A 17,381-nucleotide genomic window follows, 5' to 3' on the forward strand; every position below is an offset into this window, starting at 1 on the left:
TCCATCGCCGACGATCCGGCGGGCAACTATATCCATTACGGGGTGCGCGAGTTCGGCATGACCGCCATCGCCAATGGTATTGCCCATCATGGCGGATTTGTGCCTTATACCGCCACCTTCCTGATGTTCGTGGAATACGCCCGCAACGCCGTGCGCATGGCGGCGTTGATGAAAGCCCGGCAAATCATGGTTTATACCCATGATTCCATCGGCCTGGGAGAGGACGGACCGACCCACCAGCCGGTGGAACAGTTGGCCAGTTTGCGCCTGACGCCGAATATGGGCGTGTGGCGGCCTTGCGATCAGGTGGAAACCGCAGTGGCCTGGCGTCAGGCCCTGGAGCGTCACGATGGCCCAACGGCGCTCATCCTTTCCCGCCAGAATCTGGCGCAGCAAGAGCGCACGCCGCAGCAATTGGCGGATATTGCCCGCGGCGGTTATATCCTCAAAGACGCCGACGGCCAGCCGGAGCTGATAATTATCGCCACCGGCTCGGAGGTAGAGCTGGCGGTGGCCGCCTGGGAAAAACTCGGCGCGCGGGGACGGCGGGTCCGGGTGGTGTCGCTGCCCTCCACCGACATATTCGACCAACAGGATGAGGCCTACCGTGAGGCAGTGCTGCCGAAGTCGGTGACCGCGCGCTTGGCTATCGAAGCCGGGATAGCCGATTACTGGTACAAATATGTGGGACTGGACGGCGCGGTGGTCGGTATGACCACTTTCGGCGAATCGGCGCCGGCCGAAACGCTGTTCAAAGAATTTGGCTTTACCGTCGAAAACGTACTGGACAAGGCTCTGGCGCAGTTGTCCTGACGTCCCTGGACTAATGGCGGACGCAGACTGAGGCGGTCCGCCGTTGGCCTTAAGCCACCTCTCCCTTTGGGGCGCGGGTCAGATGTTCCGCCCACAGTTCGGCAACCCATTTCACCCCCTTGGCCGTAAAGCGTGCCTGGGCGAAAGCATGGCGGTTTTGGCTGGTGCCGGTGTGCATTTCGAAACGGCCGGCCTCCAAATGTTGTCTATGGGGAGTCAATGTGCCGGACAGCCGGTACATAATTTGTCGCTCAAGCAAGAACTGCCGAAAATCGGCTTCCTTGACCTTAAGCAGTTTGCAAACCTGGCGGAATCCCAGCGCCTGCTCAACCACCACATACCGATCGAAGAAATCCGCTTTGGGCGTAATGGCCGCCACGCGTTGCTCCAATTGCCGACGCCGTTCATATTCCCCCGCCCAGGCGCGGGCGGCCTCGGCCGGATTGGTGAAATCGGGCAGGTTAAGCCGCCGCTCACGCTCATGCCAACGATCGAGCACCAAGGCGGTGAAAGAAGGGGAAAGGCGCGCCGTGACCAACAGAGAATCCCGTTTGTTCAATGGATATTCCCGGCGGATTTCACCGCCGTGCGGACACTCCACCGGGCGCAGCGGTTGCGACAGGCTGCGGCTGGTTTCCAGACTTTTAATCAGTCGCGCCACCTCGCTGTGGGACACGCCGACCAGCGTGGCCAGCTCACGACTGCTCATCGAAACGGACGGATGAAGGGGTTCAAATTTCTCAGCGGATATCATCATCGCATTCACCTTGCCTGCAAAAAACCGGCGACTTCCGGCACTGGTTAAATATACATCAATACTGTGTTTTTATCCAGCTATTTTGCACAACTTGTCACCGCTGCCCAACCCCGCGACATCCGCTTAAGGCTTCAGCCATCCCCGCAGTTGAGCGTGCTGTAATAGCATGATGGTTTTGCCGTCCTGGATACGGCCGTCGCCTACCATGGCCATGGCCTGTGGAAACGGTAATTCCAGTACGGCGATATCCTCGTCGTCCACGCCGCCGCCGGCGCTTTTGCGAGCGCTGTCATCATAGGCGGCGGCGAAAAAATGGACTTTCTCCGTGACCCCGCCCGGTGACATATAAGCGGAAAACAGCCTTTCCACCTCACCCACCTGATAGCCGGTTTCCTCTGCGGCCTCCCGGCGGATGCACGCTTCCGGCGAATCGTCGTCAAGCAACCCGGCGCAAGTTTCCAGCAGCATGCCGTCAGGATTGCCATTGATATAGGAGGGCATACGGAATTGGCGAATCAAGACCAGGGTATTTTTTTCAGAGTGATAGAGCAAAATCGTCGCGCCATCGCCCCGATCATACACCTCCCGCATCTGACGTACCGTTGAGCCGTCTTTGCGCGTCAGATCAAAAACCACTTTGCGCAGGACGAACCAATGATCGGACAATAACTTATTTTCAATGATCTTGACATTTAATGGCATAGCGCCCTCTATAATCCGACTGAGATAAGGGACCTGTCCCATTAGTGTTGTTTTCCTGCGCCAATTCTGTACCGGATACAGACCGGCCGCAGGAAAATAGCTGTCGGGACAGGCCCCAAAATGTGATCCTGATCATAACGCAAACAGCGCGGAAAACGGGAGGGATCGGCGGCGAAAAAGTGTATATACCCTAAACATGGCATGTTGCAGCGCGCCGGCCAGTGCGCGAAGCGCCTGCGATCAGGTCAACGTGAATATGAAGGGGAGGAACGCTTGCCCACTTAGAGGCAACGCGCGGCATGGCAAGTCTCACGGGGCGTAATTAGGGTTCGGGGAAAGGGAGCGCGGCGTCGAAAGTGATGAAGAATAACTCCATCGGATCACTTTTTTTACACTATCTCCTTTTTTTCTCCACGTTTTCAATCATTCGAACGCGTAAAGTACTACGGCGATGACGCCTCGCTTCTCATCGCTTCACAATAACAGGCCTGCCGCCTTGAGGTTTCGATTGAATGGCTAATTTTTTTATTGATCGCCCCATATTCGCTTGGGTTTTGGCAATCATCGTCTGTTTAACCGGTACGTTATCCATTTTTACGCTGCCAATCGAGCAATACCCCAAATTAACGCCGCCCACTATCCGTATTACGTCTAAATACCCCGGCGCTTCGGCCCAGACGGTGGAAAATACCGTCACGCAGATTATCGAACAGAACATGACCGGTCTGGACGGCTTGCTGTATATGTCCTCACAAAGCCAGAATACCGGTCAGGCCACCACCACCCTGACTTTCGTCGCGGGAACCAATCCCAATGAAGCGATGCAGGAAGTACAGAACCAGCTTCAGGTGGCGATGCATCGTCTACCGCAGGAGGTGCAGACCCAGGGCGTCACCGTGACCAAAACCGGGGATAGCAATTTGATGATGGTGGCGTTTGTCTCCACTGACGGTTCCATGGACCGGGGCGATATCGCCGACTATATGGTCAGCCATTTACAAGAGCCCCTAAGCCGTGTGGACGGCGTCGGTGAGGTGGATGCTTACGGCGCCCAGTATTCGATGCGCATATGGCTCGATCCGAACAAACTAAACAGCTATCAGATGACCACCGAAGACGTCGTGTCGGCTATTGAGGCGCAAAACAGCCAGGTGGCGGTGGGACAGTTGGGCGGGACGCCGGCGGTCGCCGGCCAGGCCCTCAACGCCACTATCAATGCCCAATCGCAACTTAAGACGCCGGCCCAGTTTCGCGCCATTACCCTGCGCGTCAACAGCGACGGATCCGTGGTCACCCTTGGCCAGGTGGCCCGGGTTGAGCTGGGGTCGGAAAACTACGATTATCTTAGCACCTACAACGGCATGAACGCCGCCGGGATGGGGATTAAACTGGCTTCTGGCGCCAACGAACTGCAAACCAACGAAAACGTGAAGAAACGGCTGGCCGAGTTGGCGCCCTATTTCCCCCATGGTTTGGAGGCAAAGGTCGCTTATGAAACAGCGCCGTTCGTCACCGCGTCCATTGAGGATGTGGTGAAAACGCTACTGGAAGCCATCGTCCTGGTCTTTCTGGTTATGTATCTTTTTTTACAGAATTTCCGCGCTACCCTTATTCCCACCATAGCCGTACCGGTCGTATTGATGGGAACGTTCGCCATCCTGGCCGCTTGCGGCTTTACCATCAACACCCTGAGCATGTTCGCCATGGTATTGGCCATTGGGCTTTTGGTGGACGACGCCATCGTGGTGGTGGAAAACGTAGAGCGGGTGATGAGCGAAGAACGGCTATCGCCCCGCGAAGCCACCCGAAAGTCCATGGGACAAATCCAGGGCGCCCTGGTGGGCATCGCGCTGGTGCTGTCGGCGGTTTTCGTGCCCATGGCCTTTTTCGGCGGCACCACCGGCGCCATCTATCGCCAGTTTTCCATCACCATCGTTTCAGCCATGGTGCTTTCGGTGCTGGTGGCGCTGATATTCACGCCGGCCTTGTGCGCCACCATTCTCAAACCGGTCAACGGAAACCACCATGAGAAAAAAGGCTTTTTCGGCTGGTTCAACCGCGGATTCGATCGCGGCGCCAAATGCTACCAGCAGGGAGTGACCCGCGTTTTGCACCGCAGCGCCCGCTGGCTGGCCCTGTATGGCCTGTTGCTCGGCGGCATGGTCTTTCTCTTTATGCATCTGCCCACGTCTTTCTTGCCCAACGAGGACCGCGGGGTGCTAATGGCCCAGGTACAATTGCCGCCCACCTCCACCCAGCAGCAAACAGCGGCGATGGTCGCCCGGGTTGAACACTATTTCCTGACTAAGGAAAAAGACAATGTCGTGTCGGTGTTTTCCACCATTGGCGCCGGCCCGGGAGGTAATGGGCAAAATGTCGCGCGCATGTTTATCCGGTTGCAGCCCTGGGATGAACGTACTGGCGCGGGTCGGTCGGCGAACGCCATTATCGAGCGCGCCACCAAAGTTTTTAATGGCAACCAGTTCAACGGCGCGCGCGTGCTGGCCAATAACCCGCCGCCCATATCCGGTCTGGGCAACGCCGCCGGTTTCGATATGGAGTTGGAAGACCACGCCGGGCTGGGACATGACAAACTGATGCAGGCACGAGACGAGCTACTGGCCAAAGCGGACGCGTCGCCGCTATTGACGCGGGTCCGACACAATGGTCTGGACGATAGCCCGCAGTTGCAGATTGATATCGACCAGCGCAAGGCCCAGACCTTGGGCGTGTCCGTCGCTGATATCAACGATACGCTGCAAACCGCCTGGGGCTCTACTTACGTTAACGATTTCATCGATCGGGGCCGTATCAAGCGGGTCTACGTGCAGGCCGACGCCCAATATCGCATGCTGCCGGACGATGTGTACCGCTGGTATGTCCGCAACAGCAGCGGCACTATGGTGCCCTTCTCGGCGTTCGCCACGTCCCATTGGCAATACGGCTCGCCCCGACTGGAGCGATATAACGGTATTTCTTCGGTGGAAATTCTTGGCGAAGCGGCGCCCGGCGTCAGTAACGGCACCGCCATGGATTTGATGGAAAAACTGGTTGGCGAACTTCCCACCGGTTTTGGGCTGGAATGGACGGCGATGTCGTATCAGGAACGGTTATCCGGTTCGCAGGCGCCGGCCTTGTATGCCATCTCGCTGCTGGTGGTGTTCCTGAGCCTGGCGGCGCTGTATGAAAGCTGGTCGATACCTTTCTCGGTGATGCTGGTGGTGCCGCTGGGGGTCATCGGCGCGCTATTGTCCACCTGGCTGCGCGGGCTGGAAAACGATGTGTATTTTCAGGTGGGTCTACTCACTGTTATCGGTCTGTCGGCGAAAAACGCCATATTGATTGTGGAATTCGCCAATGAGCTGAATCTGCGCGGCCAAGGTCTGATAGAGGCGACATTGCATGCCGCGCGTATGCGGCTGAGGCCCATTCTGATGACCTCGCTGGCATTCATCTTCGGCGTGTTGCCCATGGCGCTCAGCACCGGCGCCGGTTCTGCAAGCCAGCATGCGGTGGGCACCGGCGTGATCGGCGGCATGCTGTCGGCCACAATACTCGCTATTCTGTTTATTCCGCTGTTTTTCGTGCTGGTCCGCCGCCGCTTCCCATCGCAGCGCCATCCCGATTCGAACATCAGCATCCTGCCGGAGGGGAATGATCGGCCGCCGCAGGTCTGAGCCCCCGCGCTGGCTTGCCCCGGCAAACACGCCGGTTGCACGCCTGATGACGGCCCCACGGCCCTGGCCAACCTCCGTCGATGCCTAAAAACAAAGGCCGCCCATTTAAGGGCGGCCTCATCATTATTAAGAGATGTTTGCAAGACGAATATAATCCGTCATGATTCACGTTGTCTCTTTATCGGCGGCGCGCGCAATCACCTCGTCCACGATGGGCATAGAACACACTCGGTTTTCGGGACCAACCCACTTACCGCCGCGATGCAACTTAAATTATCCAAGTCAAGAATATAATCGAAACCCTGCTATCGACGAATGCTTACTTGCGCAACATTGCTTCAATAAAATCTTTCCAGTGACCCACTTCTGTATCTATCATACCTGCCTCTCTGTCATTGCGCGCATATTATACAAATGTCCTCAGAAAATAACAGAGGCGACCAAGAAATTTTTTGGCTAATTTTTAGCTGACTCAGGGGAACTAGAAACTTCTAATCGATTGGCAAATGGGCCTTTATTTATATCAGCCGGATTATAAGGCTCAAATAACCATGTATAAATTATGGTTATAATTCCGCACAGGGAGGTTTTTTGCCGAATCACTTCTATTATCGGCTGGCCGCGTTCAGTTCGGCAGTGGTTCGCTAATCCGGCCCGGTCTGGATTCACAACGGATTTTCACGCATTATGGGGCGACACGGACTGCGCTAAGAAACCGGGGCATTCAGCGCGCGGGAATGACGAGGACCGCCCAGGTTCAACATAGCCAGTGATATTATCCTAACGGGATAGGCTCGGCTTTTCGTATTGAGGTAGCGTTAGATGCATGACCAGGAAGCTTCATTAACACTCTATGGCATTAAGAATTGCGATACCATAAAAAAAGCCCGTCGCTGGCTTGATGATCGCCAGTTGGCCTATCGTTTCCATGATTACCGCGTCGACGGCGTCGACGCGGGCCTGTTGCGCCGGTTTATGGCGCAAGCCGGCTGGCAGACGCTGCTTAATACCCGGGGCGTTACCTGGCGCCGGCTTGATGAGCAGCGGCGGGCGCAAGTCAATGATGTCGAGAGCGCGTTGCAATTGATGCTCGAACAGCCGGCCGTCATCAAGCGTCCGGTATTGCTGCGCGATGACGGCGAACTCCGGGTAGGCTTCGATCCGGAGCAATACCGGTCATTCACCGTGCAGGAGGTTTGATATGTCCTGTCCCGTGCTGGAGTTGACCCAACAATTGATAAAACGCCCCTCGCTCAGCCCGGACGATGCGGGCTGTCAAGCGTTGCTCACCGCCCGACTGGAGGCCGCCGGCTTTACCGTCGAACCCATGCCCTTCGGAGATACCCTGAATTTTTGGGCCTGGCGCGGCCGTGGCCGCACCTTGGCCTTCGCCGGCCATACCGATGTCGTTCCCGGCGGCGACGCCGAACATTGGCGAAACCCGCCGTTCGAACCGACGCTGCGCGATGGCATGCTATACGGCCGCGGCGCGGCCGATATGAAAGGTTCGCTGGCCGCCATGGTGGTGGCGGCCGAACGGTTCGTCGCCCGTTATCCCAATCATGGGGGACGGTTGGCCTTTCTCATTACTTCCGACGAAGAGAGCGCCGCCGTCAATGGTACGGTGAAGGTGGTCGATGCGTTGCTGGCGCGCCGCGAACGTCTGGATTATTGTCTGGTGGGGGAACCCTCCAGCCAAACCCATGTGGGCGATATCGTTAAGAACGGCCGGCGCGGGTCCCTGACCGCCACGCTCACCGTTCAGGGCACCCAGGGGCATGTGGCCTATCCGCATCTGGCGGATAATCCGGTACACCACGCCTTGCCGGCGCTGGCGGAGCTGGCGTCCCGTGTCTGGGATAACGGCAATGCTTTTTTCCCCCCCACCACAATGCAAATTGCCAATATACAAGCCGGTACCGGCAGCAATAATGTCATCCCCGGTGAATTGACCGTACAGTTCAATTTCCGTTTCAGCACCGAGCTCACCGAACAGGCCATTCGCGATGAAGTGGAAGCCCTGCTGCAACGCCACGGCTTGCGCTATCACATCGACTGGTGGCTTTCCGGCCAGCCTTTTCTTACCGCGCGCGGCGAACTGGTGGAGGCGGTGATTGACGCGGTGGAACATTACCAGGAATTCATTCCTTCGCTGGAAACCAGCGGCGGCACCTCGGATGGCCGTTTCATCGCCAAACTGGGCGCGCAGGTCGTTGAACTGGGCCCGGTGAACGCCACCATTCACAAAATCGACGAATGCGTCAGCGCCGCCGACCTGCAATTACTCAGCCGGATGTATCAGCGTGTTATGGAGCACTTGATCGCATGATGGATTCGGCTGTTTTAACCGGGCGCACCGATCGGCATCTGATCGCGCTGGCCGACGGACACCGCTTGCAACCACAGGCCGCCGCCGCTTTCGACGGTCTGCGGCAAGCCGCCGGCCAGCAAGGGTTTAATCTTCGCCCCGCCAGCAGCTTTCGTGACTTCGATCGGCAATTGGCCATCTGGAATGGCAAATTTCACGGCCAGCGGCCATTATTGGATAAGCGCAGTCGACCGCTGGATGTGCGGGAAATGACGACGGCGGCGCGCTGCGAGGCCATACTGTACTGGTCGGCGCTGCCCGGCGCCAGCCGCCATCACTGGGGCTGCGATCTGGATGTTTATGATCCGGATCGGCTGCCCGCCGGCGTCGCGCTGCGTTTAGAGCCACAGGAGTATCTGGACGGAGGGTATTTTGCCGAGCTCACTCAGTGGCTGACCGCGCATATGGGCGAATATGGCTTTTACCGACCCTACGCCCATGATCGCGGCGGTGTCGCCATTGAGCCTTGGCATCTAAGCTATCGCCCGCTGGCCGTTTTGGCGGAGGAGCAACTGACGCCGGGTAAAGTATTGGCATCATGGCGCGATCGCGATGTGGCCGGTTCGGACTGGCTGGCGCCCCGGTTGCCGGCGATTTTCCGCCGTTATGTGGTCAATGTGGATAAGGAGTAACATCATGGCATGGCTTGCCCATTACTGGTGGCTGATACTGCTCGTGCTGGCTGGCATGATTATTTCCGGCATCAAAGAGTTACGCCGGGTGGATGTTAAGCGTTATCTCAACGATCGGCCGGAGCTGCCGCCGCATCGGGACAATAACGCCAAATGGGACGAAGAGGACGACTGGCCGAAGAAAAAATAGCCTTAACGGGGTCTGAGGTGAGTAGACCCCTCAACCGTTGTTTCCCGCCGCTTCCCCCGGGGGATAACCGGGAAATTCCGCCGGACCGATTGCCTTTTCATCCAGGGGACCGCACCCGTCCCGCCAGATGCGCGCGGCGTGGCTATCCAGCGCCGCCAGGGCGCCGGCGGTTTCATCGCGTAACCGCCGTATCAGCGTTTTCCTGCCGCTCATCCCAAAGCGCGCCGCCGTGCCGGCCATATCGTTTTTGTTCGCCTGCCAGTAACGCAATACCGGCAAAGCGGCATCGCTCCAACGCGTCAAACGTTCCAATGCCGTCCGGCAGGCTTCCGGCGGACGATGGGCAAAAGCGAAACCCGCCAGGGTGCGCCAATCATCTTTATTCAGTGTTTGATCCCGCGCGCCGCCGCGCCAGGCCGCGTCACGGCCGAAACACGCCGCCGCATGCCGAACCAGTTCCCGGCCGGCCCCGGTAAGCGGCAGCAACGCCATGGCGCTATAACACCCGCTGCTGGCTTCCAGATGCGATCCGATATGCACTAAGGTAAATCCGGTTGCCCGCCAGAATTGCAGCAAGTCATCGGTCAACCCAAAACTGACCGAGAGATAATCCCGTCCGTCCGCCGCCGCCTGCCGCTCGGCCTGGCGCAATAACCGACATCCAACGCCGCCTCGACGCCACTCGGCCGCAACCGCAATACGACTGACGCGCCGGGACAATAACCGCGGCGCGGACCACAACCCGCCATGCGCCGCCAGCGATTGCGCGGCCAGACTGCCCGGCGGGCGCCGCCGTCCCGCCCATACGTCATGAGCCAACGGCGCCGGCAGGCCGCCTTCGTCCACCGTCCATAACGCGCCGATCAAGGTTTCCGCTACACGCACCGCCATGAAATGCTGCCCCGGCGCATCCAGCAGCCGACGTAAATCCAGCGGCGATGTCCGGTAGTGCGCGCTGCAAAGCAGGAAGTAAAACTCGGCAAGCGCTGACGAGCACGCCCGCCAGCTGTCACGGTCAAGGACGGCCGCAACCAGCGCGGGCGCCGCCTTCGCCGCAGCGACTGTCCGGCAGTTATCGTTTCCCCCGCGCGACGCCAAACCCGGCGCGACCGGATAGGGCGCCTCATCGGCCAAGACGCCGGTCATCTGCGCCGGCTCCAGCAGCAACGCCCGGTCCAGCCAGCGCTCCAACGGATCGGTTTCCGCCCAGCGTAAGGGGGCGGACAACCGCAGGTCATGCCAATGGGGCAGACCGGCGCAAAACTTCAACAAAAAACCGCGACCGGTCCCTTCATACCCTTGCACGGTAGTGGTCAGCAGCACCCGCGGAAAATAGCTGATCATTTCCCGCAACAACGGCATGGGGATGGCGGCCGCCTCATCCACCAGCAGCCAGCCGTCCACCGGCTGATGCCGGCAATAGTCCAGCATGGCGTCCGGGGAAAAAAACGTCGCCCGACCCGCGGCAAAGCGCTCGAATACGTCAGCAACGCTTTTAGCCGGCGCCACCACCCGGCAAGGCCCCTTGGCATGGGCGGCCAACATGCCGGCCACGGCGGACTTGCCGCGACCGCGCGGCGCCGTTAACGCGAAAACGCCCGGCCCGGCAGTCAGCAAATGCGTCAACACCGCCCGTTGCCCGGCTGTGGGTTCACCGCCCGGCGCTCGCCAATCCGGCCGCGCCGCCTGCGCCGGCAGCGACGGGACGCTGAACGGGTTTATCACCACCGCCTCGGGATCGTCTTGCAGGCTTTGCCGGAAATGACGCGCGAAATTCGGCGTAGCGATGGGCGTGGGTTGCCCGCTCCAGCGCAGGGAATCCCGGTCGGTCTGCCACGGCCAGGATTCCCAGTCCGGCGCCAGGATGACCAGCCAACTGCCCGGTTTTAGCGTGCCGGCCAACGCGGCCAATCCGTCTGCCGCCAACCCCCGGCGGGCGTCGAACACCCCGTGATGGAATTCACGTCCTAAAAGGGTGCGGGCAGCGGAAGGCGGGATATGGCCGGCGACACCGTCGTCGGCCATATGGACCCAATCACCGGGCAGCAACGCTTTAAGGCCATCGGCCTGCGCCGCGCTCCAGTCGGGATCGCCGCTAAACACCAGCGGGCGTCTGATACCGGCCCGCCGCATGTGTTCGACGGCCCTCAGAACGTCTTCGGCCAGTACGGGCGCCAGGCCGGTCAAACTAGCCTTTCCCGATAAACAGCGACAGCAGGCCGGCGGCGATAAGCGGCCCCACCGGCACGCCCCGCAACAGCGCCACGCCCAAAACGGTACCCACCAGCAAGCCCGCCACCACCGAAGGCTGGTGTGTCATCAGGGAGACCCCGCGCCCCCCCAGCCAGGAAACCAGCAGGCCGATAATGATGGCGAGCAGCGATTTCCAGTGCAGGAAAGACTGCATCACGGCGCCGGCGGACAGCGTACCGCTGGCAATGGGCGCCAGCACGCCAATGGTCAGCACCACGATGCCCAGCGTCAGTCCCTGTTTTTCCACCCAGGGGAAAAACTGGCTCAGCGGGGTAATGCGAATGATCAGCAAAACCAGTATCGCCACGGTCACTGTGGTGTTATGGCTGATAATGCCCAGCGCCGCCAGCGCCAGCAAGATCAACAAGGTCGGATCTGTAAAACTTATCACTGTTTCCCGACTGCTCCTGAGCGGAAACGATTGCGCGTCAATCCAAATTCACACCGAGTCGGTGCGCGACTTCCTCATACGCTTCGATGACGCCGCCGAGGCTTTGACGGAACCGGTCCTTGTCCATTTTATTGAGGGTCGCTTTATCCCACAAACGGCTGCCGTCCGGCGAAAACTCGTCGCCCAGCACGATGTCGCCGTGGAACAGCCCGAACTCCAGCTTGAAATCCACCAGGATAAGACCCGCATCATCGAAAATACGACACAAAACATCGTTGGCCCGATAGGTCAATTCCTTCATTCTCGCCAATTGCGGCCCGGTCGCCCAACCGAATGTGGCGCAATAGGATTCCGTGATCATCGGATCATGCATCGCGTCGTTTTTTAGAAAGGTATCAAACAGCGGCGGATTAAGGAGTTCCCCTTCCTTGATTCCAAGACGTTTGACCAACGACCCGGCGGCACGGTTGCGCACCACGCACTCCACCGGGATCATGGTTAATTTCTTCACCAGCACTTCAGTGTCCGACAACAGGCGCACCATCTGGGTGGGTATGCCGGCTTCAGCGAGCTTGGTCATGATAAAATAATTGAATTTATTATTGATCATGCCCTTGCGGTCGAACTGCTCTATACGCTGGCCGTCCAATGCTGACGTATCGTTGCGGAATTCCAAAATCAGCAAATCCGGGTCATCGGTGGCATAGACCGTTTTCGCCTTTCCGCGATACAACTCAGCTAGCTTTTGCATCTTGATTTACTCCAGTAGCAGAACATGGACATCGTTAAAAAAAGGGGCATCAGCCCCTTTTTGGATCAGTGGGTGTTGGATTTGCCAAGAGCCGCCTGGAATACCGGCACCAGCGCATCGTTTTGCGATTGCGTAAGCGTATGCCCCTTCGGATTGGTAAACTGCAAAGTGCTTCGATTACCCAAATCGCCGACCTGCAATTTGTAATCACCGTTGGCCAGGCCGGGATCTTTGGCGCCCAATGCATCCCAGGTACTGCCGCTCGGCGAATGATAGGTGACGGAAAGCGTGCCCAACGGCCGGCTGGTATCGGTCACTTTCATGCCGATACTTTCCAGGGCGGAGGGCAAATGCTGCCACACCACCGCGTAGGGCGAACGCACCACCAACAGCGGCAAGCCGGAATCGTCGGCGCCGCTTTCCACGCTGAGATTCGGGGTCTGGCCGGCGGCGCGCTTGTTGGCCTGCGCGTCGTCAAGCTGCGAAATACCCTGCGCCAGCGTGTTGAGCATTGCGACCGCGTAACGCTGGACGAGGGCCGGCGCGGCCACCGGGTTATTTTGCTGTTCAAGGGCCAGGGACTTGACCATGAGCGACGTCTGGTATCCCTGGGTATGCAGACTTATCTGGTAACGTCCGCGATATTGCTGATCCTCGTCGGCACGCGACCACTGCACCCAATCGGTATTCAGCGTGCGTTCGGCGTCCTGGCGCGTGGCGATGGTATAGCCCTTACTCTGCACCACCGCCACGACCTTGGACCACAGATCGCGATTTTGACTGTTGTTTTCCAACTGGATAACGGCGGTGTCGCCGCTGGATTGCGAGCGTGAACCTTCCAGCAAAGCCAGCGGCTGCGCCGGCGGCCGAATGTCAAGCTGTTTGCCGACCTGGCCTTGCAAGGTTGCGGCGGGTATGCCGTAATCGCCATTCTCTACCGGCAACGTCATGCCGGAGGGAACGTTAAGCCTATGCAGTTCCGGCGCCTTCAGGTAATCCTCATTGCCATTTACCTGACGTTTATAACGTTGGTCGCTGGAACAGGCCGCCAGCAGCATGCACAACGACACGCCGGCGACCTTCGCCACCATGGACTTTTGCAATGAATAAGCCATTAATTCTCCCTAACAGTTACAGCAATCCGGCATCCGCCAACGCTTGCTCAACAACACGGCTATCATTCTCGGTCAGCGGCGTCATCGGCAAACGCAAGGTATCGGTTGCCATCAATCCCAACGCTTTACAAGCCCACTTAACGGGAATCGGGTTGGATTCAATAAACAGTTTCTGATGTAACGGCATTAACCGCCGGTTCAAACGGCGCGCCTGGACAAAATCGCCCCGCTCCGCCAGGGCGCAAAGCTGCGCCATCTCGCGGGCGGCGATATTGGCCGTAACGGAAATAACACCTTTACCGCCCAGTTGCATGAAATCCAGCCCCGTCGCATCGTCGCCGCTCAGCAGGGTGAAATCTTCATCAACCAGCTCTTGGATCTGGCTGACACGGCTTAAGTTCCCCGTCGCCTCCTTCACCGCCACGATATTTTTTATTTTCGACAGGCGGGCGACCGTCGGCGGCAGCATATCGCAACCGGTACGCGACGGCACATTATACAGGATTTGCGGTAAATCGGTGTGTTCCGCTATCGCTTTGAAATGCTGGAACAAGCCTTCTTGCGTCGGTTTGTTGTAATAGGGCGTCACAGTCAGGCATCCCACCACGCCGCTGTTATTGAAACGCTGCGTCAGGCTGATGGCTTCCGCGGTGGAATTGGCGCCGGTGCCGGCAATCACCGGGATGCGTCCGTCGCTCAGTTCCACGGTGCGCATGACCACTTCGCCGTGTTCGTCATGGCTCAGCGTGGCGGACTCGCCGGTGGTGCCGACGGAGACGATCGCCGAAGTGCCGCTGGCGACGTGATAATCGATTAATTTTTTCAGACTCACCCAATCGACGGCGCCTTTGTCATCCATGGGTGTAACCAAAGCAACTATGCTTCCCGTAAACATTGACCTTCCCCTCCACAAACAGGTTATTAATGGTACTTTTGACCTCTATCCAAAAGCAAGCGAACATCGGTCATGCAAGCCCTTGGCAGCAGGTTTTTTTTAGGGTTACCATGTAAATCACATCTCGCCGGACAGGAAGCTCAATTTTGCCACAGCCACCACAACATTATCTGGTCATCACCGCTCTGGGTACGGACCGCCCCGGCATCGTCAATACCATCACCCGCCATGTCAGCGGCTGCGGCTGCAATATTGAGGATAGCCGGCTTGCCATGCTGGGGGAGGAATTCACGCTGATCATGTTGTTGTCCGGCAGTTGGAACGCGATCACCCTTATCGAATCCACTTTGCCGCTAAAAGGCGCCGATCTGGATTTGCTGATCGTCATGAAGCGGACCACCGCCAGTGAGCAGAAAGAAACGCCGACCACGGTGTGGGTCAAGGTGGAAGTGGAGGATTCCCCCCATCTGATCGAGCGGTTCACCGATTTGTTCGACAGCCACCGCATGAATATCGCCGAGCTGGTCTCCAAGACGCAACCGGCCCAGGGCGAACAGCCTCCCCGGCTTTACATACAAATCACGGCGCACGGTCCCGCGGATCCCCTGGTGGAACGCCTCGAAGATAGGTTTCATCAACTCTGTACAGAACTCGACGCGCAAGGCAGTATTAGTATTGTGAATCATCCACAGAATCAATGAGAGAGATGGAGTATTGCAATGACGCCACTGAAAGCCGGTGATACCGCACCGAAATTTAGTTTGCCCGATCAGGACGGCGAACAGGTTAGTCTGACCGACTTCCAGGGACAAAAAGTGTTGGTTTACTTTTATCCCAAGGCCATGACCCCGGGTTGTACCGTACAGGCATGCGGGCTGCGCGACAACATGGACGAACTGCAGAAAGCGGGCGTTGAAGTGTTGGGCATCAGTACCGATAAACCGGAAAAGTTGTCCAAGTTTGCCGAAAAGGAGCTTTTGAACTTCACCCTATTGTCCGACGCCGATCACAGTGTGGCCGAGCAGTTCGGCGTCTGGGGCGAGAAATCCTTCATGGGTAAAACCTATGACGGCATTCATCGCATCAGTTTCCTGATAGGGCTTGACGGCAAAATCGAAAAGGTGTTTGACGATTTCAAAACCAGCAATCATCACGAGATCGTGCTGGCTTATCTTAAGAGCGCCTGATCCGATCCGCCGGCAATATCACCCGGCCCACGAGCGGGAAGGGTTGTTCGCCGGCGCAAAAAAAGCGAGAACAGCCGACTGCCGTCGCTGTCAAACAGCGATATCGCTCCGATCCGGAACTGAGGTTGACTGCGTATGTACCCAAGGATGAAAAAAAATATTTTCGCCGGTCTGTTGATCGCCGCGACAGGACTCTATTGTCCCCTCTCTCATGCCGACGACCAATCGGATCAGTTGCCGGATATGGGCACCACCGCCGGCAGTACCCTGAGCATCGCGCAGGAGGTGCAGATGGGGGACTATTATGTCCGGCAACTGCGCGCCGGTTCGCCGATGATCAACGATCCCCTGCTTGAGTACTACATCAACCATTTGGGCAATATCCTGGTGGCCCATGCCCATTCAGTGCATTTCCCGTTTCACTTTTTCCTGATCCGCAATGACGAGCTGAACGCGTTCGCTTTTTTCGGCGGCAATGTGGTCATCCATTCGGGCCTGTTTCGCTACACCGATAATGAAAGTCAACTGGCCTCGGTGTTGGCGCACGAAATCTCCCATGTTACCCAGCGTCACCTGGCCCGCGCCATGGAAGAAAAAAAGCGCGAAGCGCCCCTGACCTGGGCCGGCGTACTGGGCTCGATTCTGCTCACGCTGGCCAATCCGCAAGCCGGCATGGCGGGATTAAGCAGTACGATTGCCGGCACGCAGCAAGGCGTGCTGAGTTTTACCCAGGACAATGAACGGGAGGCGGATCGCATCGGCCTGCAAGTCTTGCAGCGTTCGGGGTTCGATCCTCAGGCCATGCCTGATTTTCTGCAAAAGCTGGCGGATGAATCCCGTTATTCCTCCACGCCGCCGGAAATTCTGCTGACGCACCCGCTACCGCTAAGCCGTCTGGCGGATAGCCGTAACCGGGCCAACCAGATGAAGCACCTGGTGATCGATTCCTCACAGGACTACTATCTCGCCAAAGCGCGTATCATGGGGATGTACAGCGGCAATAGCGACGATGTCAGCGATTCAAGCAAAGCGCGGACCAACCTGGTTCTCGCCAACTGGAAAAAAGGCAATAACCGCCAGCGAATCGCCGCCGAATACGGCGAGGCGGTTTTGCTTTTCGAAGCGAAAAACTACGACGGCGCCCGACAGGCCTTGCAACCCTTGCTCGGCAAACAGCCCGCCAATATCTGGTTTGTCGACCTGATGACTGATATTGATTTGGCCCAAAATCGGGCGCCTCAAGCCATCAGCCGGCTGGAAAGCCTGGTGAAGATACGGGATAACAACGCCAATCCGGTATTGTTGCTCAATTTGGCCAATGCCTATGTGCAAGGCCAGCGCAACCAGGACGCGGTACACCTGCTCAACCGCTATACATTCAATCATCCGGACGACACCAACGGCTGGGATTTACTGGCCCAGGCCTGCGCCGCCCTGGGCTGGCGCGATCAGGAACTGGCGGCCCGCGCGGAAAGTCTGGCCCTTAACGGACAACTCGATCAAGCTATTCGCGCGCTGAGCGATGCCAGTTCCCTGGTCAGACTGGGCAGCCTGCAACAGGCCCGTTACGACGCCCGCATCGATCAATTGCGGGATATGCAAAAACGCTTCAAGCCTTATGCCAAATCCTGATTTAACGCAACCGCCCCC

General features: G+C 58.0%; 17 protein-coding genes. 9 read left to right on the top strand and 8 right to left on the bottom strand.

Annotated features, from left to right (window positions below; translation table 11 throughout):
* Nucleotides 1-813, top strand: an 813-nt coding sequence (locus FCN80_RS08640) for a transketolase-like TK C-terminal-containing protein (protein WP_306767861.1), incomplete at its 5' end; no start/stop codon positions are given.
* A 49-nt stretch (nt 814-862) separates the two neighbouring features.
* On the opposite strand, the gene FCN80_RS08645 is transcribed toward FCN80_RS08640, so the two are convergent.
* Together FCN80_RS08645 and nudK are read right to left on the bottom strand one after the other, a co-directional pair.
* A complete protein-coding gene (locus tag FCN80_RS08645; protein ID WP_136989764.1) occupies nt 863-1,570 on the bottom strand; it encodes a phage antirepressor KilAC domain-containing protein in 708 nt (235 codons plus the stop codon).
* Between the two features lie 123 nt (nt 1,571-1,693).
* Nucleotides 1,694-2,272 carry a GDP-mannose pyrophosphatase NudK gene (nudK, locus tag FCN80_RS08650; RefSeq protein WP_136989765.1) on the bottom strand — a complete coding sequence of 193 codons (579 nt, stop codon included), beginning with the start codon at nt 2,270-2,272 and terminating at the stop codon, nt 1,694-1,696.
* Between the two features lie 512 nt (nt 2,273-2,784).
* On the opposite strand from nudK, the gene acrD reads away from it, so the two are divergent.
* Nucleotides 2,785-5,949 carry a multidrug efflux RND transporter permease AcrD gene (gene acrD, locus FCN80_RS08655; protein ID WP_136989766.1) on the top strand — a complete coding sequence of 1,055 codons (3,165 nt, stop codon included), beginning with the start codon at nt 2,785-2,787 and terminating at the stop codon, nt 5,947-5,949.
* Nucleotides 5,950-6,268: 319 nt separating this feature from the next.
* On the opposite strand, the gene ypfM is transcribed toward acrD, so the two are convergent.
* Nucleotides 6,269-6,328, bottom strand: a complete 60-nt coding sequence (gene ypfM / locus FCN80_RS27410) for a protein YpfM (RefSeq protein ID WP_136989906.1) — start codon at nt 6,326-6,328, stop codon at nt 6,269-6,271.
* 443 nt (nt 6,329-6,771) lie between these two features.
* Here ypfM and FCN80_RS08665 point away from each other — a divergent pair, with 443 nt between their 5' ends.
* From FCN80_RS08665 to FCN80_RS08680, 4 genes are read left to right on the top strand one after another with little or no spacing between them, the layout of a single operon-like run.
* The gene (locus tag FCN80_RS08665; RefSeq protein WP_136989767.1) at nt 6,772-7,149 is read left to right on the top strand and encodes an ArsC family reductase; all 378 of its coding nucleotides are present in this window, start codon (nt 6,772-6,774) and stop codon (nt 7,147-7,149) included.
* Between the two features lies 1 nt (nt 7,150).
* Nucleotides 7,151-8,278 carry a succinyl-diaminopimelate desuccinylase gene (gene dapE, locus FCN80_RS08670; RefSeq protein WP_136989768.1) on the top strand — a complete coding sequence of 376 codons (1,128 nt, stop codon included), beginning with the start codon at nt 7,151-7,153 and terminating at the stop codon, nt 8,276-8,278.
* Nucleotides 8,275-8,949: a M15 family metallopeptidase gene (locus tag FCN80_RS08675; protein WP_136989769.1), complete on the top strand. Its 675-nt coding sequence runs from the start codon at nt 8,275-8,277 to the stop codon at nt 8,947-8,949. Before dapE ends, FCN80_RS08675 begins: the two co-directional genes overlap by 4 nt.
* 4 nt (nt 8,950-8,953) lie before the next feature.
* Nucleotides 8,954-9,139 (top strand): YpfN family protein, encoded by a 186-nt coding sequence (locus FCN80_RS08680; protein WP_136989770.1) that lies wholly within the window; start codon nt 8,954-8,956, stop codon nt 9,137-9,139.
* Between the two features lie 30 nt (nt 9,140-9,169).
* Here FCN80_RS08680 and FCN80_RS08685 read toward each other — a convergent pair whose 3' ends face one another.
* From FCN80_RS08685 to dapA, 5 genes are all read right to left on the bottom strand, one after another.
* A complete protein-coding gene (locus FCN80_RS08685; protein WP_230492569.1) occupies nt 9,170-11,326 on the bottom strand; it encodes a tRNA(Met) cytidine acetyltransferase TmcA in 2,157 nt (718 codons plus the stop codon).
* 1 nt (nt 11,327) lies between these two features.
* A complete protein-coding gene (locus tag FCN80_RS08690) occupies nt 11,328-11,783 on the bottom strand; it encodes a DUF441 domain-containing protein (protein WP_230492570.1) in 456 nt (151 codons plus the stop codon).
* A 37-nt stretch (nt 11,784-11,820) separates the two neighbouring features.
* A complete protein-coding gene (gene purC / locus FCN80_RS08695) occupies nt 11,821-12,534 on the bottom strand; it encodes a phosphoribosylaminoimidazolesuccinocarboxamide synthase (protein WP_136989771.1) in 714 nt (237 codons plus the stop codon).
* A gap of 65 nt (nt 12,535-12,599) precedes the next feature.
* Complete coding sequence (gene bamC / locus FCN80_RS08700; protein WP_136989772.1) at nt 12,600-13,649, bottom strand: outer membrane protein assembly factor BamC; 1,050 nt, start codon at nt 13,647-13,649, stop codon at nt 12,600-12,602.
* A gap of 16 nt (nt 13,650-13,665) precedes the next feature.
* Nucleotides 13,666-14,544 (bottom strand): 4-hydroxy-tetrahydrodipicolinate synthase, encoded by an 879-nt coding sequence (gene dapA / locus FCN80_RS08705; RefSeq protein ID WP_136989773.1) that lies wholly within the window; start codon nt 14,542-14,544, stop codon nt 13,666-13,668.
* A 146-nt stretch (nt 14,545-14,690) separates the two neighbouring features.
* Between dapA and FCN80_RS08710 the strand changes: the two genes are divergently transcribed.
* From FCN80_RS08710 to bepA, 3 genes are all read left to right on the top strand, one after another.
* Complete coding sequence (locus FCN80_RS08710; RefSeq protein WP_136989774.1) at nt 14,691-15,245, top strand: glycine cleavage system transcriptional repressor; 555 nt, start codon at nt 14,691-14,693, stop codon at nt 15,243-15,245.
* 18 nt (nt 15,246-15,263) lie between these two features.
* On the top strand, nt 15,264-15,731 hold the full coding sequence (gene bcp / locus FCN80_RS08715; RefSeq protein ID WP_136989775.1) for a thioredoxin-dependent thiol peroxidase: 468 nt from the start codon (nt 15,264-15,266) through the stop codon (nt 15,729-15,731).
* 147 nt (nt 15,732-15,878) lie between these two features.
* A complete protein-coding gene (bepA, locus tag FCN80_RS08720) occupies nt 15,879-17,363 on the top strand; it encodes a beta-barrel assembly-enhancing protease (protein WP_306767862.1) in 1,485 nt (494 codons plus the stop codon).
* Nucleotides 17,364-17,381 lie beyond the last annotated feature (18 nt).

This window comes from Martelella alba (assembly GCF_005217455.1).
Classification (GTDB): Bacteria; Pseudomonadota; Gammaproteobacteria; order Enterobacterales; family Enterobacteriaceae; genus Acerihabitans.